Here is a 25,393-nt window from a genome sequence, read left to right on the forward strand (position 1 = left end):
CTAGGGCCCAGGCGGCGCGGCGGGCCGGTACCGGATCGGGTCCGTGGCGTTCACCATGGCCCGGACGGGCCCGGGCCATGGTTGAGGGCCCCGACCGGGGGCTGCGATGGCGGGCCGGGCCAGCACGGTGGCCGGTTGCGACCCGGGAAGCGGGGCGGTGGCGACCGCCCCGGCGAGACGCTGGAAGGCAAACCTGGTCCGGCGACGCAGGCGGTACCAGCTGATCGGACGGCTGTCGGCGAGCGCCGCGTCGAACGGCACCGGCACCGTCATGTAGGCCCGGTCCTCGAGATGTTCGAGACGCAGCCGCGCCCCGCGGCTCAACCGGGAGGGATACGTCTCGACGACGGCCACGATGACGGTGGCAGCGAGATCTGGCCGACCGGCCGCGGTCAACGCGCTCAACGCGTCGTCCGCACCGGCGATCTCCGTCTCGCCGGCCCGGATCGTCAACACGACGAGGTCCGCCCGCGCCAGCAGGGTGGCCGGCACCGGCTGGCTCCACCCCGGTGGGGCGTCCGCGACGACGACCGGATACCAGTGTCCGAGCAGGTCGAGTGCCCACGCCAGCTCCTCGGGAAGCAACCCCGGCCCGGTAAGATCACGCAGTCCGGCCAGCACCTCCAGGCCACCGGAGCCGTCGGAGGCGACAAACCGGCGCACGTCCTCCAACGAGGACACCGGTGGCCGCGCCGTGGCCAGCTCCCGCAACCCCACGCCCGGTGACATGAGGCCGACCCGGTGCGCAAGCAGCCCGGACTGGTCCGGGGATGCGTCCACGGCCATCACCCGATGACCGTGGTGCTCCGCGATCGCCAGTCCCAGACCCGCGGCGACCGTCGTCCGGCCGCCTCCGCCACCGAATCCCCCAACCAGCACCCGCCGCCCACCGGCCCGCGCCCGCGCGACCGACGAACCGCCCGTTCCCGCGACGGCCGGGACCACCGCCCGACYACCGGACGGCGTCACCGCGGCCACCGCCGCCCGGACGGGCAGGGAAGGGGCCAAGCCGGACCGCCGCGCCGGCAGGTTCGCGGGGACCGGGATGGACCAGGCTGGCTCCAGACCAGGCGTTTCGACCGCCTGTCGGCCGACCGTGGGTCCGCCCAAGGAGTCGGCGTCGGGCCACGCCTCCGGCACCGGCCAACCCGGGTCAGCCGCCGCGGACGGGGGAAGCCGCCCGGATACGGGCCCGGCACCGGGCGAGCCGTCGGGGGGCGGCGCGGTGGCGGCCCGGGAAACGGGGACGACCGGCGTTCCATCCGGGAGGTTCACCGGCTGCCCGGCCGCGGGGACCAGCACCGCGATGTTCTCCCAGGTCTCCCCGGGCGGCGGGACGGCCGGGAGCGGTGGGGAAACCGCCGGGGGCGGCGGCGCACCGGGCGGTGGATCCGGTGGCGTCGGGTACGGGTCCACCGGGTACGGATCCGGACCGGTCGGGTCCGGGTCCGGCGGCCCGGCCGCCGACGTCGCGGCGGCGAGGTCGGGCGTCCACCCCGCTCCGCCGGACACGGTGAGCGAGGCACCGGGCCAGGCGGAGCTCGGGCCGGGCGGCGCGGTCAATGGAAGGCCCACGGGGGGCGCGCTCCGGCCCGGCGGGAGCAGTGGCGCGGGCGGCGGGAGCAGTGGCGCGGGCGGCGGGGCCGGTGGCACGGGGGTGGGCGGCGGGGCTGCCGTGCTCCCGCGCCCCCCGGAGGGGCCCCCTGTCCGACCGGTAGCGGGCTCCGAACGGGTCCCGCCCGGACGTGATCGGGCGGGACGACGGGTAACCAGCGCGTTATGGGGCGCCTGAGGCTCGGTCAGTCGTAGGCCAAGCAGCGAGATGGGGCGCGCGTCCCCGCCACCACCCGGTTCGGTCGCGTCGGGATCCCGCCGGCCGGGGCCGGCCGCGACCCGTTCCCCGGCCTCCGGATTCCCCCCGACCGGGCCGGTCGACGCCGACGCCTCGTCACCGTTCCAACTCCCACCGTGACTTACCATCCGCGCCACCCCCGCCCCCATGTGTGCCGGCCGACGGGACCTCCGCCGATCCCACCGCGAAGTATGACGCCAGAGCGCAAGGGCACCGATACGACGTGAGACCACAGTCTCGTGTAACCGGCCGTCCCGACAAGAGCACCGGACTGATCGGGACAGCCGGAATCAGAGCCACGAGCAGCGAACACACGACCGGCACACCCGATCCACTTCGAATCGCCATGTGACGGCAACACCATACCGAGAGCATGTCACGCGGACGGATCGGCCTCGCACCGTGTGTGTGAACTCCTGATGCGGAACGTTTCGGTCGGTGACGGCGTGGGAGCTCAGCCGGCGAGTTCCAGATCGCGCAGCACCGCGGCGGTGTCCAGCGCGGCCAGGGTCGCCTCCCGGCCCTTGTCCTCGCTGGACCCGGGCAGCCCGGCGCGGTCCCGGGCCTGCTCGACGGTGTCGCAGGTGAGCACGCCGAAGCCGACGGGGACGCGGGCGTCGAGGGTGACGCGGGCGAGCCCCGCGGTGACGAACTGACAGACGTAGTCGAAGTGGGGGGTGCCGCCCCGGATGACGACACCGAGGGCGACGACGGCGTCATGCCGCGCAGCCAACGCGGCGGCGATCACGGGAAGCTCGACCGCACCGGAGACCCGCACGACGGCGGGTGCCGCCGCGAGGCCCGCGTCCTTCGCGGCGCGCAGCGCGCCAGCGAGCAGCGCATCGGTGATCTCGGCGTGCCACCGGGTGGCGACCACCGCCAACCGCATGCCCGCGACGGGCGGAAGCACCTCCGCGGGAGCCCCGAGGCCGCTCACAGACCCTCCCCCTCGGCACAGTCGACCCCGGCGGACGTACCCGGGCCCGCGACGGCCGTGCAGCCGGAGGTGACGGGTACCCTCGGCGCCCTCGGCGCCMCCGGGATCCAGCGCGAGCCGGCCGGCTCGTCCTCGCCCACGGCCCTAGGCAGATCGGACAGGCCGGGTGGAMCCGGAAGGCCGGGCGGACCCGGAAGGCCGGGCGGACCGGGAATGCTGGGCAGACCGGGAATGCTGGGCAGACCGGGAATGACGTGTCCCATCCGGTCCCGCTTGGTGGTCAGGTAGCGCAGGTTCTCCGGCGTCTGGGTGACCGGCATCCCGATGAGTTCGACGATGCGCAGGCCGTAGCCCTCCAGCCCGGCCCGCTTCGTCGGATTGTTGGACAGCAGCCGGATGCCGCGCACGCCGAGGTCGACCAGGATCTGGGCCCCGGTGCCGTAGTCACGGGCGTCGGCCGGCAGACCCAGYGCGAGGTTGGCGTCGACGGTGTCGTGGCCGGCGTCCTGCAGCTGGTAGGCCCGCAGCTTGTGCATCAGGCCGATGCCCCGGCCCTCGTGGCCCCGCATGTAGAGCACCACTCCGCGTCCCTCGGTCGCGATTATGCGCAGTGCCGCGTCGAGCTGGGTTCCGCAGTCGCAGCGCCGGGAGCCGAAGACGTCCCCGGTGAGGCATTCGCTGTGCACCCGGACCAGCACGTCCGCGCCGTCACCGAGCTCGCCGCGGATCAGCGCGATGTGTTCGACRCCGTCGAGGATGTTGCGGAACCCGACCGCCCGGAACGCCCCGTAACGCGTCGGAAGCGACGCCTCCGCGACCCGCACCACCTGCTTCTCGGTCCGCCGACGGTAAGCGATGAGATCGGCGATGGAGATCAGCAGCAGCCCGTGCTCGCGGGCGAACTCGGCGAGCCGGGGAAGCCGGGCCATCGTCCCGTCGTCGTTCACGATCTCGCAGATCGCACCGGCCGGCCRCAGCCCGGCGAGCCGGGCCAGGTCGACCGCGGCCTCGGTGTGGCCGGGGCGGCGCAGCACCCCGCCGTCCTTGGCCCGCAGCGGGAAGATGTGGCCCGGCCGGCTCAGGTCGCCGGGCGTGGTCCGCGGGTCGGCCAGCAACCGGATGGTGCGGGCCCGGTCGGCGGCGGAGATCCCGGTGGAGACGCCGTCGCGGGCGTCCACGGTGATGGTGAACGCGGTGCCCATCCGCTCCGTGTTGTGCGGGACCATCTGGTCCAGTTCGAGCCGGTCGGTGTCGGCGGCGTCCATCGGCACGCAGATCACACCGGAGGTGTACCGCGTCATGAACGCGACCAGCTCGGGTGTCGCGGCCTCCGCCGCGAAGATCAGATCACCCTCGTTCTCCCGGTCGGCGTCGTCGACGACGACGAGCGGGCGGCCGGCGGCGATCTCGGCGAGCGCGTCCTCGATGGCGGCGAACCGCACGTCGGCGTAGCCGGCGGGAAGGGCACCGGCGGGAAGGGTGGCCGTCGAGGAGGCGCCGGCCGCGGATGTCGTCATCGGTGTCGTCCGTTCGGTTCGATGGGGCCGGCATGCAGCTTCTCGACGTACTTGGCCAGCACGTCGACCTCGATGTTGACCAGGGAACCCGGCGCACGGCGACCCAGCGTGGTCAGTTCGAGCGTGGTGGGGATCAGGCTGACCGTGAAGGTGGCCGGTGAGTCGCCACCGGCCGGCGAGATGTCGACGACGGTCAGGCTCACCCCGTCCACCGTCACCGAGCCCTTCGCCACGAGGTAGCGGTCGAGCCCCTCGGGGAGCGCGACGCGCACGAACTCCCAGCCCTCACCGGGCTGCCGGTCGAGGACCGTGCCGACGCCGTCGACGTGCCCCTGGACCAGGTGGCCTCCCAGCCGGTCCGCCAGCCGGACGGGACGTTCGAGATTCACCCGGTCACCGACGGCGAGCTTCCCAAGAGAGGAACGCACCAGCGTCTCTCGCATCACGTCAGCAGTGAACGCCGACGGGCCGTCCGTTGTRCCGGGTGGGCCGGGTGGGCCGCCGGCCGTACCGGTCTCGGCGCCCCCGTCGAGCCCCGGGCGGGCGAAGGAAGTCACCGTGAGACAGACACCGTTGACGGCGATGGACGCGCCGTGACTCACATCACCCAGAACCGTCTGACAGGCGATGGTGAGTGCCGCCGACTCCGACCGCGCATCCACCGCGGTCACCACGCCAAGTTCTTCAACGATGCCGGTAAACATCCGACCCGTGCCCCTCGCTCCCGGGCACCCGCACCCTGGGCGAGGAAAAACCACGCGGGACCACGCCGGCACGCTCACGCCGACACGCGCCCGCGAGCGGTCAACGACCACCGCGGGCACTCGGCCCGCGCGCGTCCTCCCATCCGGACTTTCACCGTCGGTCCCGGAATTCCACCGGGTCAGCCGTCCCAGTACCTGCGGACGGGTCGCGGACTGTCACCGCCGGTTCGGAATTTCACCGACCCCGGAGCGCGCGTGCTGCTGGTTGTACTGCCTCAAGTCTGGCATATGAAGCCGCCGGACGCCGGTGAAGCCACCGGACGCGGTCACGCCGGCCCGACCGCCGAGCGTGGCGCGGGCGGGGACAGCYGGGGCGCCGCCCGCAGCGCCTGCTCACGCAGCCGCTCGACGGCCTGGCCCGGATCGGCCGCCCCGAAGACGGCCGTGCCGGCGACGAACACGTCCACACCCGCCACCGCGGCCCGCTCGATCGTCCCGGCGTTGACCCCRCCGTCGATCTGCAGCCACAGGTCCAGCCCACGGGCGTCGAGCAGGCGCCGGGCGGCCTCGATCTTCGGCAACACCTCGGTCATGAACGTCTGACCGCCGAAACCCGGCTCGATGGTCATCAGCAGCAGCAGGTCGAACCGGTGCAGGTCGTCGAGATAGTGCTCGACCGGGGTGTTCGGCTTCACAGCGAGGCCGGTGCGGGCCCCGGCCGCCCGGATCGCCCTGGTGGTGCGGGGCAGGTCGGACACGGCCTCGGCGTGAATGGTGACGTTCGCCGCGCCGCGCTCGGCGTACCCGGCCGCCCAGCGGTCGGGATCGTCGATCATGAGATGGCAGTCAAGCGGAGTATCCGTCACCGCGCGCAGGGCCGTCACCGTGTCCGGCGCGAACGCCAGGTTCGGGACGAAGTGGTAGTCCATCACGTCGACGTGCAGCCAGTCGGCCTGCCCCTCGACCGCCAGGGCCGCGTCGGCGATCCGGCCGAAGTCGGCGGCGAGCAGGCTGGGGTAGATCTGCGCGGTGGCCATTTCGCGAGGGTATCGGCTCCCGGGTCCGACGCCTCAGCTGTCGACCCGGCGCAGCAGGGCGACGAACATCGCATCCGTGCCATGGAGATGCGGCCAGAGCTGGACGAACGGGCCGTCACCGAGCCGGTCGACCTCCGGCAGGGTCAGGCGGGCATCGAGGATGGAGGTGTCGGCGCGTTGTCCGGCCACGCCACGCACCACCTCGACGGTCTCGGCCGGGTGCGGGGAACAGGTCGCGTACGCCACCACCCCGCCCGGGCGGACCAGGTCGAGCGCGGCGACGAGCAGCGCACGCTGGAGCGGGACGAGCGCGGCCACATCGGCCGAGGTCCGCCGCCACCGGGCCTCCGGCCGGCGCCGCAGTGCTCCGAGGCCGGTGCAGGGGACGTCGACCAGCACCCGGTCGGCTCCATCGGGCCGCAGCGGCACCGCCCGGCCGTCGGCGCGCACCGTCCAGGCCCGCGCCGCGTCGCCCAGGGACCGGGCCACCATGGCCGCCCGGGTCGCCCGGGGCTCGACCGCGATCAGGGCCGGCCTGTCCGGTGGACCCGGCCTGTCCGGCAGACCCGGCCCGTCCGATGGGGCGGAGCCGCCGAGCAGCGCGGCGAGCAGGGCCGCCTTCCCGCCGGGGCCCGCGCACAGGTCGACGGTCAGCCCGAGGTCACGGCCCACCGTCGCCGCGCGGGCCAGGGCCAGGGTGACGAGCTGGCTGCCCTCGTCCTGCACGGCGGCCGCGCCCGCGGCCACGGCGGGCAACCCCGCCGGGTCCCCGCCGTCGAGGCGTACCGCATACGGCGAGTAGGGGCCGACTCGGGCGGTCAGACCTGCCTGCGCGGCCTCGGCGAGCAGCCGGTCACGGTCGACCCGGCCCGGACGGGCGACCAGGTGTACCGCGGGTCGGACGTCGTCTGCCTCCAGCGCGGCGCGGGTCGCCGTGAGGTCGCCGGCCAGGGCCTCCGCGACGACCTCGACGATCCAGCGGGGATGCGTCGTCACGACCGCCAGGTGACCGACAGGGTCGACGTCGAACCGCGGTGCGGACAGCATCGTGGCGAGATCGCCGCCGGTCTCGGCCACCCGGGCGGCCACCCGACGCAGCACGGCGTTCGCGAAGCGGACCGGGCGCTCGCCACTCGTCGTGCGGACCAGCTCGACGGTGCTGGCCACGGCCGCGTGGGCCGGGACCCTGGTCCGCAGCAGCTGGTAGGCGCCCAGGCGCAGCGCGTCGCGCACCGGCGGGTCGATGGTGTGGACGGGTCGACTCGTCGCCGTGTCGAGCACCCCGTCGAGGGTGCCCTGCGCACGCAGGGAGCCGTAGGCGAGCTCCGTGACGAACCCGCGGTCCCGGGCGGACAGCCCGCTGCCCGCCAACAGGGACGGCAGCAGCAGGTTGGCGTAGGAGCCGCGCTCGTCCACCGCCCGCAGCACCTCCCAGGCCAGCAACCGCGGCCGGTCGACGCTTGACGCTGGCCGGGGCCCACGGGTGCCCGGCGAACCGGCCGATCTCACGACGTTCCTCCACTGACCGGCATCGCGCCGATCGCGCCGAGGGTCTCCCCCTTGGCGATCCGGACCCCGCGGGCCCAGGCCGCGGCCGCCATCGGGCCTCGCCCCTCGGGACGCACCTCACCGAGGAGCACCGGGCTCGTGCCCGTGCCGACCGCCACGTCCCCGCCGGGGAGCACCATGATCTGCCCCGCCGGCAGCCCCCCCGCCGGCAGCCCGGCGGGCAGCGCTACCGGCCCGGCCGGCCGACCGGACACCGCACCGAGGCGCACCGGACCGATCTTGAGCCGCCGGTCGCGAAACGTCGTCCAGGCTCCCGGCGCGGGAGTGGYGGCCCTCGCCAGCCGATCCACCGCGATCGCCGGCTTCGTCCAGTCGATCCGGGCCTCCTCGGCGGTCAGCTTCGGCGCGAAGGAGATCCCCTCGGCGGGCTGGGCCACGGGCCGCACCGTCCCGTCGGCGATGCCGTCCATCACCGCGACCAGCAGCCCGGCGCCGGCCTCGGCGAGCCGGTCCAGCAGGTCACCGGAGGTGTCCGTCGGCCGAACCCGCTCGGTGAGGACACCGTAGACCGGACCGGAGTCCATCGCCGGTTCGATCTGGAAGACGCTCGCGCCGGTCAGGTCGTCCCCGGCGAGCAGGGTGCGCTGCACCGGAGCCGCCCCGCGGTAGGCCGGCAGCAGGGAGAAGTGCAGGTTCACCCAACCGTGGCGGGGAATGGCGAGCGCCGCGGGCGGTAGCAACGCGCCGTAGGCCACCACCGGGCAGCAGTCGGGCGCGAGGCCAGCGAGCGTGGCCAGGAACTCCGGGTCCCGGGGCCGGTCCGGGCTGAGCACCGGGATGCCGGCCTCGTCGGCCAGGACGTGGACGGGGGGCGGCTTCACCTTCCGCCCCCGCCCGGAGGGCCGATCGGGCCGGGTGACAACCGCGACCACGTCATGGCGCGGGCTGTCGATCAACGCCCGCAGGCTGGGCAGAGCCACCGCCGGGGTACCGGCGAAAACAAGACGCATACGCGAAGCACCGATCCGTCGCGACGTCATTGCCGACGCCGTGACCGTCTCCGGGGGTCATCGATCCGAGGTGTCCGACCGGGCCGGGAGCATCCCGCCGTTCTCCGGCCGGGGAGTATGGGCTGACGTCCACAGGCCTGTCGCCGCCGACGACCGTACCCCGCCGACGCTCGGAGGTGGCGGACGGCCGCGGTCCGGACCGGGCCCGCGGCCGAAGATCATGATCCATGACGCGTACCCGGGCCGTGGTATGCGGGGCCACGCCATGCGGTGCGAACCAGACCATGCCGGCGCTACCCGAGGATCAGGGGATCGAGCTGGATCCGTAACCGGCCGGTGGTTCGCCGGGTCGCGAGGACGCCGCGAGCGGATCGCAGCGAGGCCGCGAGGGCCGCACCGCGCTCGCGCCGGACCCGGATCAGGACCCGTTCGATCTCCTCGGGGCCGGAGGTGGCGCCGTCGGGGCCGCGCCGCCCGGCACCCACGGCAGACGAATCGCCCTGGTTCGCGCCGTCGGGAACGGCCCGCGCGGACGGTGCGGGGGGCAGCGGTACCGGCCCGAGCACATCGGCGCCGTCGGGAAGCTCGACGGCGGCCAGCAGCTCCGCGACCGCCGCGGCGGTGCCCGCTACGGACGCCATCCGGGTCGCCGGCGGGAACCCCAGCTCCGCCCGCTCGTCGGCTTCCCGGGCAACGAACGTGCCGGGATCCCAACGGACGAGCGCCTGGACCGGCCCTAGTCCGGCATCGGCCGCGACGATGACCCGCCCCCCGCGAGCGGCGGGCCGGGCGAGCGCGGCGGCGGYGGTCCACCGGCGCAGAGTCTCCTCCCCCGCGCGCAGGTCGGGACGGCCCAGCAGAGCCCAGCCGTCGAGGAGCAGCACCGCCCCGTAGCCGCCGTCCGCCACGGGCTCCGCCCCCGGGGTCGAGATGACAAGGGCCGGTTCTGCGGGCACGGTGGCGAGCACCCCGCCMCGGCCGGAGGTGCGGACCGGAACGCCCGGAAAGGCCCGCCCCAGTTCCTCCGCCGTGCGACGATCTCCCGTTACCGAGGCGCGCAGCCGCGGGCCCGAACAGGACGGGCAGTGCCAGACCGCCGCGGCGACCGGACGGCCGCACCACCGGCAGGAGAGCGCACCGCCGCCCGCCGCCCGGCCCAGCGGCCCCTGACAGTGCGGGCACCGGGCGGGCCGTCGGCAGTCCGCGCAGGCCAGTGACGGCTGGTATCCCCTCCTCGGCACCTGGACCAGTACCGGCAGACCGGCCGCCAGCGCATCCCGGGCGGTCCGCACCGCGAGGGAGGGCAGCCTCGCCGCCCGGGCGGCGGGGTCACGGGCGTGTTCGAGGTCGGAGCCGGTGGCCTCGACCCGGGGAGCCAGCGCGCGCACCTGCTCCCGGGGCGGCACCACCGGGTGCGCCCACCCCGTGCGCACCAGCGCCTCGGCATCCGTCGACGGGCAGAACCCGCCGATCACGAGCGCGCACCCCTGGAGCCGGGAGCGCAGGACGGCGACGTCTCGGGCGTGCGGGTACGGGGCCAACGGCTCGGCATGCAGGTCGTCACCGTCATCCCACACCACCACCAGGCCAAGCTCGGCCACGGGCGCGAACATCGCCGCGCGGGTACCCACCACCGCCCGCGCCTGTCCGCGGCTGACCGCGAGGAACGCGCGATATCGCCGGGCCGGGCCGAGATCGGCCCGCAGTGCGACGGTGGTCTCCCGACCGACCGCGGCGACCATCGCCGCCTCGACCCGGTCGACATCACGATGATCGGGTACGACGACGAGTACGCCGCGACCGGACACCGCCGTGGCGGCGGCCGCGGCGGCGATCATCTCCGGCCAGGCGGGGCCGGGCGGGGCCCACCAGACCGCCCTTGGTGACCTGCCCGCCGCCAGGGCGGTGAGCAGCGACGGCCCCGTGGGATAGCGGCCCCACTCGCCGGGTTCCGGCGGCACGGCCTCAAGCCCCGGTGAGAYAGCCGCAGGCCCCGGCGAAACGACCTCGGGCCTCGGTGAGGCGGCCTCCGCCCGGCCGTGGCGGGGAGGCACGGCGAGCCGGAGGACGTCGGCCAGCGTGCCGGCGTAACGATCGGCAACCGCGCGGGCGAGTTTCGCGACGGGCTCGGACAGCACAGGCTCCGGCGAGATCGACCGGGCCAGCGGCGCAAGCTGACCGGAATGGTCGGAACTCTCGCGACGCTCCAGCACGAACCCGTCGACCAGCCGGCCCGCGAACCGGACCCGGACCCGGGATCCCGGCACCGCCAGGTCAGCCAGGTCCGCCGGCACGAGGTAGTCGAAGGGACGGTCGAGATGGGCGAGCGCAGTGTCGACGGCAACCCGCGCCACCGGCAGCCGCGCGGCGAGCGGCCGCGGCGAACCGGAACCCGCGGAGCGCGAAACCCCCGACCGGGCACCCCCCGGCCCGGCCGCTGCCCGGCCGGCCGCTGCCCGGCCGACCTCTGCCCGGCCGACCTCTGCCCGGCCGACCTCTGACGGGCTGAGGCCGGGGAGGGTGCCGGGGTGCTCGGTCATGACGGCATTCGTACCAGCCGCCTACGACATCCTCCATCCCCGTTCCCTCGCCGGAACAGCGACCGGCGGGACAGGGGCCCCGGGAGGGGCCGGGGAGATCCCACGGGGGCCGAGGGAGGAGCGTCGGGTCAGCCCTTGACGGCGCGCTGGAGAGCCTCGGCGCGTGCGGTGGACTCCCAGGTGAAATCGAGCTCGGGGCGACCGAAGTGGCCGTAGGCGGCCGTCTGGGCGTAGACCGGCCGCAGCAGGTCCAGATCCCGGATGATCGCGGCGGGACGGAGGTCGAACACGCTCGTCACCGCGTCCTGGATCTGGATGTCCGGGACGGTTCCGGTGCCGAAGGTCTCCACGAACAGGCCGACCGGCTGCGCCTTGCCGATCGCGTACGCCACCTGGACCTCGCAGCGGCTGGCGAGACCCGCGGCGACGACGTTCTTGGCGACCCAGCGCATCGCGTACGCGGCGGAGCGGTCGACCTTGGATGGGTCCTTGCCGGAGAAGGCACCACCGCCGTGGCGGGCGTAACCGCCGTAGGTGTCGACGATGATCTTACGGCCGGTCAGGCCGGCGTCACCCATCGGGCCGCCGATCTCGAACCGGCCGGTCGGGTTGACCAGCAGCCGGCGACCCTCGGTGGCGATCTCGAGCAGGGCCAGCTCCGGCTCGACGACGTACTCGGCGATGTCCGGCGCGAGCAGGGTGTCCAGGTCGATGTCGGCGGCGTGCTGCGAGGAGACGACGACCGTGTCGAGCCGGGCCGGCTTCCCGTCGACGTACTCGATGGTCACCTGGGTCTTGCCGTCCGGGCGCAGGTAGCCGATCTGGCCCTCCTTGCGGACCGCGGACAGCCGCCTGGCGAGGCGGTGCGCCAGCGCGATCGGCAGCGGCATGAGCTCGGGGGTCTCGTCGCAGGCGAACCCGAACATCAGGCCCTGGTCGCCGGCGCCCTGCCGGTCGAACTCGTCGTCGGCGGAACCCTCGACGCGAGTCTCGTGCGCCGTGTCGACGCCCTGGGCGATGTCCGGGGACTGCGCGCCGATCGACACGCTGACGCCGCAGGACGCGCCGTCGAAGCCCTTCTTGGAGGAGTCGTAACCGATCTCCAGGATGCGCTCGCGGACGACGGAGGCGATGTCGACGTAGGTCTTCGTGRTGACCTCGCCGGCGACGTGGACCTGACCCGTCGTGATGAGCGTCTCCACGGCGACCCGGCTCTTCGGGTCATCCTTGATCATGGCATCGAGAATCGAGTCGCTGATCTGATCGGCGATCTTGTCCGGATGCCCCTCGGTGACGGACTCGGACGTGAACAGGCGCGTCGCCACTGGACTAACCCCCTGGGTGATCCGGCTGATTCCGACGAAGCTTACCGAGGTGCCGCGAGGGGTACACGTAGCGCCTCCGCGGGCGTTCCATCGGTCCGATCGGCCGTGAGGCCGACCACGAGGTCGAGGATCCGATGCGCGAGGAGGTCCTTGCTCGTGTGCTCGATCGCCGTCTCGCCACCGCGGGGGTCCAGTACCACGGCGGCGTTGTGTTCCACCTCGAATCCGAGGCCGGCGCCGACCTCGTTGACCACGAGCAGGTCGACCGGCTTGCGCGCCAGTTTGGCCCGGGCGTGGTCGAGTACCCCACCGCCGGGACCGCCGGTCTCGGCCGCGAAACCGACGAGGACCTGACGGGGCCGGCGGTTCGCCAGCAGCTCGGCCAACACGTCGGGATTCGCCACGAGCGGGATGGAGCCCGGGGCCGCGGACTCCTTCTTGATCTTGTAGGCCTGCGGCGCCCCGGGGCGGAAGTCAGCGACCGCGGCCGCCATGACGACCACGTCCGCCGAGGGCGCGACCTCGTGGACCCGATCGCGCAGCTGCGCCGCGGAGGTGACCGGGATCGTGCGGGCGCCGGCGACCTCGGGCAGCGCGACGTTCGCCGCCACCACCGTGACGGAGGCTCCCCGCACCACGGCAGCCCTGGCCACGGCGTACCCCTGACGGCCGCTCGAGGCGTTGCCGAGGAACCGGACGGGGTCGAGGTACTCCCGGGTGCCGCCGGCCGTGACCAGGACATGCCGGCCGGCAAGATCGGGCCGCACCCCGGCCGCACCCCGGGCCAGCACCGCCATGCCGAGCGCGGCGATCTCCGCTGGCTCTGGCAGGCGACCCGGACCCGAGTCGGCGCCGGTCAGCCGGCCCACCGCCGGCTCAACCACCACCGCTCCCCGCGCCCGCAGGGTCGCCACGTTCGCCCGGGTGGCCGGGTGCTGCCACATCTCGGTGTGCATCGCCGGCGCGTAGACGACCGGGCAGGTCGCCGTCAGCAGGGTGCCGGTGAGCAGGTCGTCGGCGCGCCCGGCGGCCGCGCGGGCCATCAGGTCCGCGGTGGCTGGCGCGACGAGGACGAGGTCGGCCTCGCGGCCGATCCGGACATGGGCGACCTCGTCCGCATCGTCCCACACGTCCGTGGTGACCGGGTTTCCCGACAGCGCAGCCCAAGTCGTCGCGCCGACGAACCGCAGCGCCGACGGCGTGGGCACCACCCGGACCTCGTGGCCGGACTCGGTGAACCGGCGGAGCACCTCCACCGCCTTGTAGGCGGCGATGCCGCCCGCCACACCGAGCACGACCCGGGGACGCCGAGGGTCGGACAACCCGGTGCCGGAGCGCTCCGCATCGGGCATCTCGGTCATCGTCCTACATCAGGAGACCGGCGGGAGGCTGTCGGCGACGGTCTCGTGGGTGAGCAGGCCGGCGTTGATCTCACGCAACGCGATCGACAGCGGCTTCTCCTGCGCGTTGGTCGTCTCGACCAGCGGGCCGACGTACTCCAGCAGACCCTCGCCGAGCTGCGAGTAGTAGGCGTTGATCTGACGAGCTCGCTTCGCCGCGTAGATGACCAGGCTGTACTTCGAGTCGGTCGCCTCGAGGAGCTCGTCGATGGGGGGGTTGGTGATGCCTTCGGGATGGGCGGCGGTACCGGCCACGATGTCCTTCCGGAATGGGACGTCCAAGGCGGCTGCGCCGTCCGGACAGTGCGGAGCGCAGGCTACGCGGGGGCAGGGCGGGCTGCGCGGAGGAGGCTGTACGGCATGTGGGCTGTACGGAGATGCCGGCTGCGCGGGCGAYCGGTGGGCCGGACCTACGAGCCGATCATCAATGCTACCAAGCGGGCTGCCGCRGACCGCACGTCGTCGTTCACGATCACGTCGTCGAACTCCGTCTCGGCCGCGAGTTCGATGCGCGCCCGGTCCAGCCTGCGGGCGATGACCTCGGGTGACTCGGTCCCCCGACCGGTCAGCCGACGGACGAGCTCGTCGAAGGTGGGCGGGGCGAGGAAGACGAAACGGGCCTGTGGCATCGCCGAGCGCACCTGCCGGGCGCCCAGCAGCTCGATCTCCAGCAGGCAGGGCACACCCGCGGCGAGCCTTTCGAGAAGCGGACGGCGGGGGGTGCCGTAGGCGTGTCCGGCAAACATCGCGTGCTCGACGAACTCCCCGGCCTTGACCATCCGGGCGAACTCCTCGGCGTCGACGAAGTGGTACTCGACACCGTCAGTCTCACCCGGACGCGGTGGCCGCGTGGTGGCGCTGACCGAGACCCAGACCTCGGGGTGACGTTCCCGGACTGCCGCGACGACGGTGTCCTTCCCGACTCCGGACGGCCCGGACAGCACTGTAAGACCCATGGGCACCACGATAGGACCTCTCAGTCAGTCGGCGCGCACCCGGTCATCAGTCCCCAGAGGACACGAGGACGGGACTKGTTTCCCGGGGACGGCCGGATCGGGGGAGGTTAAAGAAATGCCGCCCCCCGATCCGACCGGAAGGAAGGGCAACATCGCCGGAAGAATGTGAGTGACGCCACCCTCCCGTCAACGCCGCTACCCGCCGTAACCATGATCCGGGCTGGCGGAGTGGTTTTCCCACTCCACCGGATCAGGCCATGCCGAACTCCTCGAGGAGTGCGGCACGCTGCTTGGCGCCGAGTCCTCGCAGTCGGCGGGTCGGACTGATCCCGAGCCGTTCCCGGATCTTCTGGGCGCGTACGCGCCCCACTCCGGGAAGCGACTCAAGAACAGCCGAAACCTTCATCTTGCCGACGACCTCATCAGCCTCGGCCTGTTCCAGGACGGCGGCCAGCGTGGTCTCCGCCTTCTTCAACCGCTCCTTGAGTTCCGCACGCTGCTTACGAGCCAACGCTGCTTTCTCGAGGGCGGCGGCCCTCTGCTCGGGCGTTAGGGGCGGCAGGGGCACGGGTACGCCTCCTCAATTCGGTGATCGCGCCGCGCAAACTAGCGAGGAAGGGACTCCTCAGTCCAGCCTTGGCCATAACACTCTGATGCGAACATATTGTCAGCACAAGAGAAGGCTTTGACGGACGAAAGGGGTGGCCCACTCGTGCCGCACCCTTTCGGTCTACGGCGGCCCCACCGTACCGCTTCGTACCGCACCAGGACGAACACACCCTGGTCCCATCGGCGTCACAGCAGGTCAGCAGCCCTGCCGGCAGCGCTGAGACCTGCGGCGATGGCCCTCGCGGCGACCCCGGGGTCGGGCGCACCGGTGATCGGGCGACCCACCACGACCAGGTCAGAACCCCCCACAAGGGCAGCTTCCGGCGTCGCGGTTCGGGCCTGATCGCCGGTTTCCGACCCCGCCGGTCGCACGCCTGGAGTGATGAGAGTCACATTGCTACCAAGCTCCATACGGACCATTCGAACCTCCCGCGGACTGCACACCAGGGTGCGCGCACCGGCTTCGACCGCAAGCACGGCGAGCCTGCGGACGGCGTCGGAAGGGGGTCCGGCGAGCCCGATCGCGCTGAGCGCCGCCACATCCAGCGAGGTGAGTACGGTCACGACGGCTACCTCGACATCCGGGGCCGCCTCGATCGCCGCACGTATCATCGCCGCCCCCCCAGCCGCATGCACGGTCACGAAACGAGGGCCCAACGGGGTGATTGAGCGCATTCCCCCGGCGACCGTGGCGGGAATGTCGTGCAGTTTGAGATCGAGGAACAACTCCGGGGCACTCCCGGTGCCGCCCGCGGCGACCGCCGCGCCGCCGGCCCCGGCGAGCACGCCGGCCGCGCGCAGCGCCGTCACGATTGCCGGGCCCTCCCGGTAGAACAGCTCCAGACCGATCTTCAGCACGGCCACGGTGGGGGCGACCGCGGCGGCCCAGCGCAGCGCGGTCGCGGCGTCCGGGGCATCCAGCGCGACCGCCAGCGGCGCCCGGCCCCGCGGCGGGGTGAAGCGGGGCGCGGCCGCGCTCCTCCCGCCGGAGCTCCTCCGGCCGGCGCTCATCCGCTCCTCCTGGCCGCCGGTCCGAACACGGCGGACTCAGGCGCCGCGGACTCAGACGCCGCGGACTCAGACGCCGCGGACTCAGACGCCGCAGAGCCGGAGGATTCGGGCGGCGAGCCGCCCGGTTGTCCCCCGCCCCACGCCTGCCGCAGCGCCGCGTGGTATTCCTGCAACGATCGGACCCCCAGCTCCCCCCGTACCAGCGCTTCCACGCCCTGCACGCAGGCCGCCGCACCCTGGATCGTGGTGATGCACGGAACCCCGGCACTCACGCAGGCTGTGCGGATCTCATAGCCGTCCAGGCGCGGGCCGACGCCCCACGGGGTGTTGATGACGAGGTCGATCTGCCCGGATGTGATCATCTCGACACAGTCGAGTAGCCCCTCGGTGGGGGCCCAGTGCTTGCCGAGGACGACCGCCTTGACCCCGTTGCGCCGCAACACGTCCGCGGTCCCCTCGGTGGCGTAGACGACGAAACCGAGATCCGCGAGCCGCTTGATCGGAAAAACCATCGCCCGTTTGTCCCGGTTGGCCACGGAGACGAACACCCGGCCGTAGGTGGGCAGCGAGGCGTACGCGGCGGCCTGGGACTTGGCGTACGCCGTGCCGAAGCCGTCGTCGATGCCCATCACCTCACCGGTCGACTTCATCTCCGGCCCGAGGACGGTGTCGACGCCGCGGCCACCGGCGTCACGGAAGCGCCCGAAGGGCAGCACGGCCTCCTTGACCGAGATGTGCGAGTCCAGCGGCAGGGTGCCACCGTCGCCGGAGCGCGGCAGCAGGCCCTCGGCCCGCAGCTCGTCGATGGTCGCGCCGAGCATCACCCGGGCGGCGGCCTTGGCCAGCGGCACCGTGGTGGCCTTGGAGACGAACGGCACGGTCCGCGACGCCCGGGGATTGGCCTCCAGGACGTAGAGCACATCGGACTGCAGGGCGTACTGGACGTTGAGCAGACCCCGCACCCCGACGCCCTTCGCGATCGCCTCGGTGGACGTCCGGATACGGTCGAGCTCCGAACGGCCCAGCGTGATCGGCGGCAGGGCGCAGGCCGAGTCGCCCGAGTGGACCCCGGCCTCCTCGATGTGCTCCATCACCCCGGCGAGGTAGAGCGTCTCCCCGTCGTAGAGGGCGTCAACGTCGATCTCCACCGCGTCGTCGAGGAACCGGTCGACGAGCACCGGATGTTCCGGGGAGATGGCGGTGGCCCGATCGATGTAGTCGCGCAGCATCGTGTCGTCGTAGACGATCTCCATGCCACGCCCGCCGAGCACGTAGGACGGCCGCACCAGCACCGGGTACCCGATCCGCTCGGCCACCGTGCGCGCCTCGGCGAAGGAGGTCGCCACCCCGTGCGGCGGCGAGGGCAGGCCCGCCCGGGCCAGCACACGCCCGAACAGCCCACGGTCCTCGGCCAGATGGATCGCCTTGGGCGGGGTGCCCACGACGGGCACGCCCGCCTCGGCGAGCGCCGCGGCGATGCCGAGGGGGGTCTGCCCGCCGAGCTGGACGATTACCCCGGCGAGCGGCCCGGCCTGCTGCTCGGCGTGGACGACCTCAAGCACGTCCTCGACCGTCAACGGCTCGACGTAGAGCCGGTCGGCGGTGTCGTAATCGGTGGACACCGTCTCCGGGTTGCAGTTGACCATGACGGTCTCATAGCCGGCGTCGGAAAGCGCCATCACCGCATGACAACAGGCGTAGTCGAACTCGATGCCCTGGCCGATGCGGTTGGGCCCGCTGCCGAGCACGATCACCCGCGGCCGTTTGCTCGGCGCGACCTCGGTCTCGGCGTCGTAGGCGGRGTAGTGGTACGGGGTCTCGGAGGCGAACTCCGCCGCGCAGGTGTCGACGGTCTTGAACACCGGCCGGATGCCGGTGCGGTGGCGGAACGCCCGGACCACGTCCTCGGAGGTGCCGAGGATCTCGGCGAGCTGGACGTCGGAGAACCCGGCTCGCTTGGCCCGCCGGATGCCCGCCGGATTGCGGCTGATCATCGCCGCGGTCTCGTTGAGGAAGACGAGCTGGTCGACGAACCACGGGTCGATCCCGGTGACCCGGGTGACCTCGTCGGGATCCGCGCCGGCAAGYAGCGCCTGCTGGACGGTACGCAACCGGCCGTCGTGGGGAACCCGCGCGGCTTCCAGCAGGTCGGCGGCGTCCGCCTCGGGCGGGACGAAGGAGAACACCGAGCCCGGGGCCTCCATCGAGCGCAGCGCCTTCTGCAGCGCCTCGGCGAAGCTGCGGCCAACCCCCATCGCCTCGCCGACGGACTTCATCGTCGTCGTGAGCGTCGGGTCGGCACCGGGGAACTTCTCGAACGCGAACCGCGGCACCTTCACCACGACGTAGTCCAGCGCCGGCTCGAAGGCCGCGGGCGTGGTGCGGGTGATGTCGTTGGKGATCTCGTCAAGGGTGTATCCGAGCGCGAGCTTCGCCGAGATCTTCGCGATCGGGAAGYCGGTCGCCTTCGACGCCAGCGCCGAGGACCGCGACACCCGGGGGTTCATCTCGATGACCACCTRCCGGCCCGTCGCAGGGTCGACGGCGAACTGGATGTTGCAGCCGCCGGCGTCGACGCCGACGGCCCGCATCACCGCGATCGCCATGTCCCGCATGCGCTGGTACTCGCGGTCGGTCAGGGTCATCGCCGGCGCCACCGTGATCGAGTCGCCGGTGTGCACCCCCATCGGGTCGACGTTCTCGATCGAGCAGACCACGACCACGTTGTCCGCGCGGTCGCGCATCAGCTCGAGCTCGTACTCCTTCCAGCCGAGGACCGACTCCTCCACCAGCACCTCGGTCGACGGGCTCGCGGCCAGTCCGTCCGCCGCCATCCGGCGCAACTCGCCGGAATCATGGGCGAAGCCGCTGCCGGCGCCGCCGAGGGTGAAGCTGGGTCGCACGACCACCGGGTAGGAGAACTCCTCCCCGGCGGTCAGGCACTCGGCGACGGTGTGGCAGATGGCGCTGCGCGCGGTCTCGCCGCCGACCGCGGCGACGATGTCCTTGAACGCCTGACGGTCCTCCCCGGCGCGGATCGCGTCGATATTCGCGCCGATCAGACGGACCTCGAAGCGGTCCAGGACACCGGCGTCGTGCAGGGCGACGGCGGTGTTCAGCGCGGTCTGGCCACCCATGGTGGCCAGGATCGCGTCGGGCCGCTCCCGTTCGATGATCTTCGCGACGATGTCCGAGGTGATCGGCTCGACGTAGGTCGCGTCCGCGATCTCCGGATCGGTCATGATTGTCGCCGGGTTGCTGTTGACCAGGATGACCCGCAGGCCCTCCGCGCGCAGCACCCGGCAGGCCTGGGTACCCGAGTAGTCGAACTCGCACGCCTGGCCGATCACGATCGGCCCGGAGCCGAGGACCAGGACGCTKCTCAGATCCTCATGCTTCGGCATGACCGGCCTCCCGCACAGATCGCTCACTCCGCTCCCGGCCACCCTCCCGGGTGTCCGCCATCAAAGCGCGGAACCGCTCGAACAACGGGGAGGCATCATGCGGCCCCGGCGCGGCCTCCGGATGGAACTGCACGCTGAAGGCCGGCACGTCCAGACACTCCAATCCCTCGACGACGTTGTCGTTGAGGCCGCGGTGGCTGACCACCACCCGGCCGAACGGGGTGTCGGTCACCCCGGTGAGCGGCGCCCGCACGGCGAAGCCGTGGTTCTGGCTGGTGACCGCGATCCGCCCGGTCGCCATATCCCCGACCGGCTGGTTCACGCCGCGGTGGCCGTAGGTGAGCTTGTACGTCTCGAAGCCAAGAGCGCGGGCCAGCAGCTGGTGCCCGAAACAGATCCCGAACACCGGGACACCGGCCCGCAGCACCGTCYGCAGCGCGTCAACCGCATAGTCCGCCGCCGCCGGATCGCCGGGACCGTTCGACAGGAACACCCCGTCCGGTTCCAGCGCCAGCAGCTGTTCGCCGGTGGTGCGGGCCGRCAGCACATGCACCTCGCAGCCCAGCGCGGCCATGGCGGCCGGCGTCGCGCGCTTGATGCCGAGATCGAGCGCGGCGACCTTGAACAGCGCGGCGCCCGCCACCGCCTCCACCACATAGGGGGTAGGGGTGGAGACCCGGGGCGCGAGATCCGCGCCGAGCATCTCCGGGGAGGCGCGGACCCGGTCGAGCAGGGCGTCGAGCGCCGCCGCCCGCTCGCCGTCCGCGCCGGAACCCGGGCCCGGGCCGACCGGGCCACCGTCGGCGTCGGCGTCGGCGTCGGCGTCGAGCACGCTGCTGATCCCGCACCGCATCGAGCCGAGCTCACGCAGGTGACGGGTCAGCGCCCGGGTGTCGATCCCGCTGATCCCCACCACACCGGCCGCGGCCAGCTCGTCGTCGAGCGTGCCCCGGGCGCGCCAGTTGGAGGCCCGCCGGGCGGGGTCACGCACGACGAACCCGGCGACCTGGATCCGCTCGGACTCGTAGTCCTCGTCGTTGACGCCGGTGTTGCCGATGTGCGGGGCGGTCATGATGACGACTTGGCCGTGGAACGACGGATCGCTCAGCGTCTCCTGGTAGCCGGTCATCCCGGTGGAGAACACGGCCTCGCCGAAGGTCTCGCCGATCGCCCCGTACGCCTCGCCGACGAAGCTGCGACCGTCCTCCAGCATCAGGACCGCTCGCGTCGGCGTCGTGGTGGGAGTGCTCACCGATCCTCCTTCAGCCTGTTGACCTCACCGAGCGGTGAGGTCAACGGGTCGACCGACGACCAGCCGGGGTCAGACTGATCAAGCTGTTCCGGGTCCACCCACCCGGGGTCCGATTCCGGATCCGCCGGCCACTGATCGGGATGACGCCGCTCGGGGTGGCGCGGGTCGGAGCGGCGCGGGTCGGGGTGACCCTCATCCTGGTGTCGCCGATCGGGGAGTCGCTGGTCCGAGCGCCACCGCTCCGCGTAGAGCCGCCGGTCGGCGGGCACCGCCCGCTCGCCGCGGGCCTGGGCCCGCTCCCCCCGGGAACGCAGCCGAGGGCCGGTCCGGATCGCCGGCATCTCCTCGGTCGGTTGTCCGGAACCCGGCCGCTGCCCGGACCGGCCCACCGGCCCGGGGCCGGGCGCGACGGCCCGGGGCCGGATCCGCGGGCGGATCCGCGGTACCGCGTGCGGCGAGGTGACGTCGCCCGGTGCCAGATGCGCGGGCGGGGGGCCGATCAGGTCGTGGACGGCGCGCACCACCTTGGGCTGGCGGGCACGGTCCTCACCGCGGAAACCGGTCTCCAACTCGTGCCCGCCGAACGACCACGCGATGACGATCAGACGCCCGGGGGCGGAGACCTTGCCGGCGTGCGCCCGCTCCAGGCGGGCACCGCGGACGGCCTCGCGCGGGATCCAGAACGCCTCGCCGGGGCGGTCCACCCGCACCCCGGTCTCGTACACGCTGACGTAGCCGCCGGCCCGCCCGCCCAGCCCGCGGGCGGCGATCCATTCCAGCCAGTGCCCGGCGTCGACGGTGCCGAGGTACATCCCGCGCAGCGGAGCGGCGAACACCGTGCCTGGTTCCGCCGGCGGGACGGGCAGCTCGGGAAGGTCCTCCTCCTGACGCTCGGCCCGGTTGCGCCACGCCCGTCGCATCGAACCGACCGCCGCGACGAACACCAGCAACAGGCCAAGCAGGAGAAGCAGGTGCAGCCCCAGGCGATCCGGCGCCCGGTCCAGGGCGACGGCGGGCCCGGCGGCCGACAGGGCGGCGCGCGAAACAGTCATACGATCTTCCCGTCGAGCACGGTGGGCCGTCCCCGCAGGAACGTGGCGCGGATCGTTCCCGGCAGCGACCGGCCCGCATAGGGCGTGTTGCGGCTGCGGCTGGCGAGCGCGTCCGGCTCGACCATCCGCCACGGCGCCGGGTCAAGCAGGGTGACGGTCGCGGGCGCGCCCACTGCTATGGAACTCCACACCTCGGCCGCGGTTCGCGGCAGGCCACCGATCCTTGCCGGGGCCAGTGCCATCCGCTCGGCGACCCCGGCCCAGTCCAGCCGGCCCGGGATGACCATCGTCTCGATGACCACCGACAGCGCCGTCTCGAGACCGAGCATGCCGGGACGCGCGGCGGCCCACTCCGTCTCCTTGTCCTCCAGCGCGTGCGGAGCGTGGTCGGTGGCGACGCAGTCGATCGTGCCGTCGGCGAGCCCGGCGCGCAGCGCGGCGACGTCCTCGGCGGTGCGCAGCGGCGGGTTKACCTTGTAGACCGGGTCGAACGAGCAGACCAGGTCGTCGGTGAGCAGCAGGTGGTGCGGGGTCACCTCGGCGGTGACGTTCCAGCCCTTCGCCTTGGCCCACCGGATGATCTCTACCGATCCGGCGGTGGAGACRTGACAGACGTGCAGTCGGGAGCCGACGTGCCCGGCCAGCAGCGCGTCCCGGGCGATGATCGCCTCCTCGGCGACCGCGGGCCACCCCGGCAGCCCCAGCCTGGCAGCCACCGTGCCCTCGTTCATCTGGGCGTTCTCGGTCAGCCGCGGTTCCTGCGCATGCTGGGCGATCACCCCATCGAACGCCTTGACGTACTCCAGCGCCCGGCGCATGAGCAGCGCGTCCGACACGCAGTGCCCGTCGTCGGAGAAGACCCGCACGCCCGCCGCGGAGGAGGCCATGGCGCCGAGTTCGGCGAGCCGCTCGCCGGCAAGTCCGACGGTGACCGCGCCGACCGGCCGGACATCGCAGTGACCCGCGTCCAGGCCGAGCCGCCACACCTGCTCGACGACCCCCGCGGTGTCGGCGACCGGATTGGTGTTCGCCATCGCGAACACGGTGGTGTAGCCACCGAGGGCCGCGGCGCGGGTGCCGGAGGCGACCGTCTCGGCGTCCTCCCGGCCGGGTTCCCGCAGGTGGGTGTGCAGGTCGACCAGGCCGGGGAGCAGGATCAGCCCGTCCGTGTCCAGCACGGTGGTGCCGGCGGGCAGTCCCCCGGCCCCGGCGTGCGTGGAGCCGGCCGGTCGCCAGGCGGCCACCACCCCGTCCGCGAGGACGACGTCGACGGGGTCCCCGCCGAGCGGGCGGACCCGCCGCAGGACCCAGGAGGTCCCCGCCGACCTCCCCACCGGCGTTTCCTCCGACGTTTCCGCCGCGGGCGTCGTCATGAGACCTCCCCGGAACCACCCAGCAGCAGGTACAGCACGGCCATCCGCACGCTCACCCCGTTCGCAACCTGTTCCACGACTGTCGACCGGGCGGAGTCGGCGACCCGAGAGGCGATCTCCATCCCGCGTACCATCGGGCCGGGATGCATCACCAGGGCGTGGTCGGGCAACATCTCCGCCCGGTCGGCATCCAGCCCGTAGCGCCGGCTGTACTCCCGTTCGGTCGGGAAGAAGGCCGCGGACATCCGCTCCCGCTGGACCCGCARCATCATCACCACGTCGCTCTTGGGCAGCACGGCGTCGAGGTTGTACGACACCTCGACCGGCCACGAGGAGATTCCGAGGGGCACCAACGTCGGCGGGGCCACGACGGTCACCGTCGCGCCCAGCGTGGCGAGCAGCCACACGTTCGATCGCGCCACCCGGGAATGCAGCACGTCGCCGACGATGGTGACGGCGAGGCCGTCGATCCGGCCGAGCCGGCGGCGCATGGTGAAGGCGTCGAGCAGGGCCTGGGTCGGGTGCTCGTGAGTGCCGTCTCCCGCGTTCACCACGCTGCCGCGTACCCAGGAGGCCAGTCGGTGCGGCGCGCCACTCGCGGCATGCCGGCAGACCACGGCGTCGGCACCCATCGCCTCAAGGGTCTGCGCCGTGTCCTTCAGACTTTCGCCCTTCGACACGCTTGACCCGCGCGCCGAAAAATTGATCACATCGGCCGACAGTCTCTTGGCGGCTACCTCGAAGGACGTACGGGTGCGGGTGGAGTCCTCGAAGAACAGGTTGACGACGGTGCGGCCCCGCAGGGTCGGCAGTTTGCGCACCGACGCCTCGGCGACCCGCGCCATCCGTTCGGCGGTGTCCAGCACCAGCAGCGCGTCGTCCCGGTCGAGATCCTCAGTCGACAGGAGATGGCGGTTCACGCCCGTCCCCCGAACCCGGCTTGTGCTCCCCACACGGCACTTCCCCCGATCATGGCTGGTTCCCGGGGGGCGCGTCGTCGGCGCCGTCCCCCCCGGCGGCCGAGAGGATCAGCACGCCGTCGGCGCCGTCGATCTCCCGCAGCCGGACTGCCACCGACTCCCGGCGCGAGGTCGGCATGTTCTTCCCGACGTAGTCGGCGCGGATCGGCAGCTCGCGATGGCCCCGGTCGACCAGGACCGCGAGCTGGACGGCACGCGGCCGGCCGTAGGCGGCCAAGGCGTCCAGCGCCGCCCGCACCGTGCGCCCGGAGTAGAGGACGTCGTCGACGAGGATCACCACGCGGCCGTCGACACCACCCTCGGGAATGTCGGTCACCTCGAGGGGACGCACGCCGCGCAGTCGCAGATCGTCGCGGTACATGGTCGGGTCAAGGGAGCCAACCGGGAGACGCAMCCCCTCGACGGCCTGCACCCGCTGTGCCAGCCGGTGCRCAAGGGGTACCCCTCGGGTGGGTACTCCGAGCAGGACGACCCCGGCGCCACCGGAGGTCTTCTCGAGAATCTGATGCGCCATCCGGCTGACGATCCGGGTGATGTCGTCTGCGGACAGTACTGCCCGGGCGGTGCCGGGACGGCGCGATGCGGGGTCGCTCGCGGCAGCCGGGGCCACGCGGCATCCCTCCTTCCCCGCCTCACGGGACGGTCCTTAAAGGAGTGGTCCCAGCGACGTTACCAGGGCCCTCAGGACGTGTGAGGATCTCGCCGCCGGACGCCGACGCCCCTGGCGCCCGGCGCGACGACGGGTCGCCCACCGGTCCGGACAGCGCGGGACGTTATTGCCGCGCCAACCACGCAGCATCATGTTGTCACTACTTGTCACTGGGTTCGATGCCGTCGCCACAGCGGTGGCGGCATCCGGAAGTTCCCACCGCTCAGGCGTAGGGCGCAACCAGAGGGCTACAGAAAGTGGTACAAAGAAAGAGGC

20 protein-coding genes and 1 riboswitch are annotated in these 25,393 nt (G+C 72.9%); all 20 genes read right to left on the reverse strand.

What is annotated here, in order from left to right; genetic code table 11:
• The 20 genes from CcI156_RS17445 to pyrR all read right to left on the reverse strand — a co-directional run bounded on the left by CcI156_RS17445 (window position 1) and on the right by pyrR (window position 25,078).
• The gene (locus CcI156_RS17445) at window positions 1-1,575 is read right to left on the reverse strand and encodes a hypothetical protein (protein WP_175637614.1); all 1,575 of its coding nucleotides are present in this window, start codon (window positions 1,573-1,575) and stop codon (window positions 1-3) included.
• 731 nt (window positions 1,576-2,306) lie between these two features.
• Window positions 2,307-2,789, reverse strand: coding sequence for a 6,7-dimethyl-8-ribityllumazine synthase (ribH, locus tag CcI156_RS17450; RefSeq protein ID WP_011437570.1), 483 nt, complete (start codon window positions 2,787-2,789; stop codon window positions 2,307-2,309).
• Window positions 2,786-4,306 carry a bifunctional 3,4-dihydroxy-2-butanone-4-phosphate synthase/GTP cyclohydrolase II gene (locus tag CcI156_RS17455; protein ID WP_076806895.1) on the reverse strand — a complete coding sequence of 507 codons (1,521 nt, stop codon included), beginning with the start codon at window positions 4,304-4,306 and terminating at the stop codon, window positions 2,786-2,788. The genes ribH and CcI156_RS17455 overlap by 4 nt, the downstream gene beginning before the upstream one ends.
• A complete protein-coding gene (locus tag CcI156_RS17460) occupies window positions 4,303-5,010 on the reverse strand; it encodes a riboflavin synthase (RefSeq protein WP_023841500.1) in 708 nt (235 codons plus the stop codon). Before CcI156_RS17460 ends, CcI156_RS17455 begins: the two co-directional genes overlap by 4 nt.
• Window positions 5,011-5,137: 127 nt before the next feature.
• A riboswitch (FMN riboswitch) is annotated at window positions 5,138-5,267 on the reverse strand.
• A gap of 69 nt (window positions 5,268-5,336) precedes the next feature.
• Window positions 5,337-6,047 (reverse strand): ribulose-phosphate 3-epimerase, encoded by a 711-nt coding sequence (gene rpe, locus CcI156_RS17465; protein WP_076806897.1) that lies wholly within the window; start codon window positions 6,045-6,047, stop codon window positions 5,337-5,339.
• Between the two features lie 33 nt (window positions 6,048-6,080).
• A complete protein-coding gene (locus tag CcI156_RS17470; RefSeq protein WP_011437574.1) occupies window positions 6,081-7,556 on the reverse strand; it encodes an RsmB/NOP family class I SAM-dependent RNA methyltransferase in 1,476 nt (491 codons plus the stop codon).
• A complete protein-coding gene (fmt, locus tag CcI156_RS17475) occupies window positions 7,553-8,566 on the reverse strand; it encodes a methionyl-tRNA formyltransferase (RefSeq protein ID WP_076806899.1) in 1,014 nt (337 codons plus the stop codon). The genes CcI156_RS17470 and fmt overlap by 4 nt, the downstream gene beginning before the upstream one ends.
• A 293-nt stretch (window positions 8,567-8,859) precedes the next feature.
• Window positions 8,860-11,106: a primosomal protein N' gene (locus CcI156_RS17480; RefSeq protein ID WP_076806902.1), complete on the reverse strand. Its 2,247-nt coding sequence runs from the start codon at window positions 11,104-11,106 to the stop codon at window positions 8,860-8,862.
• 128 nt (window positions 11,107-11,234) lie between these two features.
• Window positions 11,235-12,431, reverse strand: a complete 1,197-nt coding sequence (gene metK / locus CcI156_RS17485; RefSeq protein WP_076806904.1) for a methionine adenosyltransferase — start codon at window positions 12,429-12,431, stop codon at window positions 11,235-11,237.
• 41 nt (window positions 12,432-12,472) lie between these two features.
• Window positions 12,473-13,783, reverse strand: a complete 1,311-nt coding sequence (gene coaBC / locus CcI156_RS17490; protein WP_011437578.1) for a bifunctional phosphopantothenoylcysteine decarboxylase/phosphopantothenate--cysteine ligase CoaBC — start codon at window positions 13,781-13,783, stop codon at window positions 12,473-12,475.
• Window positions 13,784-13,801: 18 nt separating this feature from the next.
• Entirely contained in the window at window positions 13,802-14,086 is a 285-nt protein-coding gene (rpoZ, locus tag CcI156_RS17495) for a DNA-directed RNA polymerase subunit omega (RefSeq protein ID WP_023841498.1), read from the reverse strand.
• Between the two features lie 155 nt (window positions 14,087-14,241).
• On the reverse strand, window positions 14,242-14,787 hold the full coding sequence (gmk, locus tag CcI156_RS17500) for a guanylate kinase (RefSeq protein WP_035733409.1): 546 nt from the start codon (window positions 14,785-14,787) through the stop codon (window positions 14,242-14,244).
• 250 nt (window positions 14,788-15,037) lie between these two features.
• The gene (gene mihF / locus CcI156_RS17505) at window positions 15,038-15,355 is read right to left on the reverse strand and encodes an integration host factor, actinobacterial type (RefSeq protein WP_011437581.1); all 318 of its coding nucleotides are present in this window, start codon (window positions 15,353-15,355) and stop codon (window positions 15,038-15,040) included.
• Between the two features lie 227 nt (window positions 15,356-15,582).
• Window positions 15,583-16,407 (reverse strand): orotidine-5'-phosphate decarboxylase, encoded by an 825-nt coding sequence (gene pyrF, locus CcI156_RS17510; RefSeq protein WP_011437582.1) that lies wholly within the window; start codon window positions 16,405-16,407, stop codon window positions 15,583-15,585.
• Window positions 16,404-19,811, reverse strand: coding sequence for a carbamoyl-phosphate synthase large subunit (gene carB, locus CcI156_RS17515; RefSeq protein ID WP_076806906.1), 3,408 nt, complete (start codon window positions 19,809-19,811; stop codon window positions 16,404-16,406). The genes pyrF and carB overlap by 4 nt, the downstream gene beginning before the upstream one ends.
• Entirely contained in the window at window positions 19,798-21,024 is a 1,227-nt protein-coding gene (gene carA / locus CcI156_RS17520) for a glutamine-hydrolyzing carbamoyl-phosphate synthase small subunit (RefSeq protein ID WP_175637615.1), read from the reverse strand. Before carA ends, carB begins: the two co-directional genes overlap by 14 nt.
• A gap of 35 nt (window positions 21,025-21,059) precedes the next feature.
• Window positions 21,060-22,115, reverse strand: a complete 1,056-nt coding sequence (locus CcI156_RS25050) for a hypothetical protein (protein WP_011437585.1) — start codon at window positions 22,113-22,115, stop codon at window positions 21,060-21,062.
• Entirely contained in the window at window positions 22,112-23,488 is a 1,377-nt protein-coding gene (locus tag CcI156_RS17530; RefSeq protein WP_011437586.1) for a dihydroorotase, read from the reverse strand. Before CcI156_RS17530 ends, CcI156_RS25050 begins: the two co-directional genes overlap by 4 nt.
• Complete coding sequence (locus CcI156_RS17535) at window positions 23,485-24,408, reverse strand: aspartate carbamoyltransferase catalytic subunit (RefSeq protein WP_023841496.1); 924 nt, start codon at window positions 24,406-24,408, stop codon at window positions 23,485-23,487. Before CcI156_RS17535 ends, CcI156_RS17530 begins: the two co-directional genes overlap by 4 nt.
• 49 nt (window positions 24,409-24,457) lie before the next feature.
• The gene (pyrR, locus tag CcI156_RS17540; RefSeq protein WP_076806911.1) at window positions 24,458-25,078 is read right to left on the reverse strand and encodes a bifunctional pyr operon transcriptional regulator/uracil phosphoribosyltransferase PyrR; all 621 of its coding nucleotides are present in this window, start codon (window positions 25,076-25,078) and stop codon (window positions 24,458-24,460) included.
• Between the last annotated feature and the right edge of the window lie 315 nt (window positions 25,079-25,393).

Source organism: Frankia sp. CcI156 (genome assembly GCF_001983015.1).
Taxonomy (GTDB): domain Bacteria; phylum Actinomycetota; class Actinomycetes; order Frankiales; family Frankiaceae; genus Frankia; species Frankia casuarinae.